Below are 2,592 nucleotides of genomic sequence, written 5' to 3'. Positions count from 1 at the left end.
CTCGCCCATCAGCAGCGTGCGTGACGCTTTCGCCTCGCGCACAATGAAGTCGACGATGGCCCGCACACGCGCCACGTCCTTCAGGTCGGCATGTACGAGCAGCCAGAAGGAGCGCGTGATCTGCACGGTTTCCGGTAGCAGAGGAACGAGGCGCGGTTCATTCTCCGCCATGAAGTGATGGATGACGCCGACCCCTGCGCCCGCCATCACGGCATTCATCTGCGCGATGACGCTGGAGCTCTGGACATGGGCACGCAGGCCCTTCGCGACCTCGTCGAGATAATCGAGTTCCGGCGAGAAGATGAGGTCGTCGATATAGCCGATGACGCGGTGCTCGAAGAGATCGTCCGGACCTTTTATCGGCGGCATCGACGCAAGGTATTCCGGGGAGGCGTAGAGCCCGAGGCGGTAATCCGCGAGCTTGCGCGCGACGACCTTGCCCTCCTTCGGCGGCGCCAGCGTGATCGCGACATCGGCCTCGCGCTTCGACAGCGAGAGGAGCCGAGGCATCGCGATCAGCTGGATCTCCAGCCCCGGATAGGATTTCGCGAAGGTCGCGAGCCGCGGCGCCAGGAAGGCGGTGCCGAAGCCATCAGGCGCACCGATCCTGACCGTCCCGGACAAGGCCATGTCGGCACCGCCGATATCACTCTGGATCGCGAGCGCCTCGGTCTCCATGCTTTCGGCCTTGGCGAGCAGGCGTTCGCCATGGGCCGTCAGCGTGTAGCCCTGCGGACGGCGTTCGAAGAGCTTCGCCTTGAGCGCCTCCTCGAGCGAGGTGATGCGGCGCGAAACGGTAGCGTGATCCGCGCCGAGCCTGCGGGCAGCGGCCGTCAGGCGCCCGGAACGGGCCACGGCGAGAAAGAAGCGCAGATCGTCCCAGTCGAATCGCTCCAAGGCGCCCTCCCTGTATTTGTGTTTTCGCACGGCCGGCGTTTCACTCTCGCTATAGCCGTGCACAAACGAGAATGGTAGGGAGTCGGCAAGATCACCACACCACCAATTCGTAGGGAGGGCGCCATGCGTCAGGTTGGACATTTCATCGGTGGCAAGCAGGTCGCCGGCACCTCGGGGCGCAGCTCCGACATTTTCCAGCCGATGGATGGCAGCGTGATCGGCAAGGTCGCACTCGCTTCTGCCGCCGAGCTCGACGCCGCCGTCCGGAACGCCGCCGAGGCGCAGCCGAAATGGGCCGCCGTTAACCCGCAGCGACGCGCCCGCGTACTGATGAAGTTCCTCGACCTGATCGCCCAGAACAACGAGGAGCTCGCGGAGCTGCTCGCCCGCGAGCACGGCAAGACCATCCCGGACGCCAAGGGCGACATCCAGCGCGGTGTCGAGGTGATCGAGTACTCGCTCGGCGTGCCCGGGTTGATGAAAGGCGAATTCACGGATGGCGCCGGCCCCGGCATCGACATCTATTCGCTGCGCCAGCCGCTCGGCGTCGTCGCCGGCATCACCCCGTTCAACTTCCCGGCGATGATCCCGCTCTGGAAGCTCGGCCCTGCCATCGCCTGCGGCAACGCCTTCATCCTGAAGCCGTCCGAGCGCGACCCGGGCGTGCCGATGCGCCTCGCCGAGCTGTTCATCGAAGCGGGCGGCCCTCCCGGCATCCTCAATGTCGTCAACGGCGACAAGGAGGCAGTCGACGCCATCCTCGACCATCCCGAGATCAAGGCCGTCGGCTTCGTCGGCTCGACCCCGATCGCCGAATACATCTACAGCCGCGGCTGCGCGAACGGTAAGCGCGTGCAGTGCTTCGGCGGCGCCAAGAACCACATGATCATCATGCCCGACGCCGACATGGACCAGGCCGTCGATGCGCTGATCGGCGCGGGTTACGGCTCGGCCGGCGAGCGCTGCATGGCGATCTCGGTCGCGGTCCCGGTCGGCAAGGGCACGGCCGACGAGCTGGTCAAGCGCCTGATCCCGCGCGTCGAGAGCCTGAAGGTCGGCCCCTCGACGGATCTCACCGCCGACTACGGCCCCGTCGTCACCAAGGCGGCGATGGAGAAGATCAAGCAATATGTCGATATCGGCGTCGGGGAAGGCGCCAAGCTCGTCGTCGACGGCCGCGGCTTCAAGATGCAGGGCTATGAGAACGGCTTCTATGTCGGCGGCTGCCTGTTCGACAACGTCACCAAGGACATGCGGATCTACAAGGAAGAGATCTTCGGGCCGGTGCTCTCGGTCGTCCGGGCCGACAGCTATGACGAGGCGCTGAAACTCACCAACGACCACGAATACGGCAACGGCACCGCGATCTTCACCCGCGACGGCGACGCCGCCCGCGACTTCGCCTCGAAGGTCCAGGTCGGCATGGTCGGCATCAACGTGCCGATCCCGGTCCCGCTGGCCTACTACACCTTCGGCGGCTGGAAGCGCTCGGCCTTCGGCGATCTCAACCAGCACGGCCCGGATTCGATCCGGTTCTACACCAAGACCAAGACCGTGACCGCCCGCTGGCCGAGCGGCATCAAGGACGGCGCCAGCTTCGTCATCCCGACGATGAACTGACGCGGCACCGGCGGAGGGGGCCATGGAGCGAGCGCTGCGGATCGTCGCAATGCCGCTGCCGGCCTCCTCTCGCGG

The 2,592-nt window shown here is 65.9% G+C and carries 2 protein-coding genes; one reads left to right on the top strand and one right to left on the bottom strand.

What is annotated here, in order from left to right; translation table 11 throughout:
• Positions 1 to 897 (bottom strand): LysR family transcriptional regulator (locus ACIPIA_RS13935; protein ID WP_400510408.1); only part of this gene is annotated, 897 nt, incomplete at its 3' end.
• Between the two features lie 123 nt (positions 898 to 1,020).
• Here ACIPIA_RS13935 and ACIPIA_RS13930 point away from each other — a divergent pair.
• Positions 1,021 to 2,517 carry a CoA-acylating methylmalonate-semialdehyde dehydrogenase gene (locus tag ACIPIA_RS13930; protein WP_400510406.1) on the top strand — a complete coding sequence of 499 codons (1,497 nt, stop codon included), beginning with the start codon at positions 1,021 to 1,023 and terminating at the stop codon, positions 2,515 to 2,517.
• Positions 2,518 to 2,592 lie beyond the last annotated feature (75 nt).

Source organism: Allobosea sp. CER48 (genome assembly GCF_044752385.1).
GTDB lineage: Bacteria > Pseudomonadota > Alphaproteobacteria > Rhizobiales > Beijerinckiaceae > Allobosea.
This window is presented reverse-complemented; position numbering and strand designations above follow the sequence as displayed.

Coding starts and splice junctions, on each gene's coding strand:
- ACIPIA_RS13930 (WP_400510406.1), top strand. CDS start 1,021: ATGCGTCAGGTTGGACATTTCATCGGTGGCAAGCAGGTCGCCGGCACC.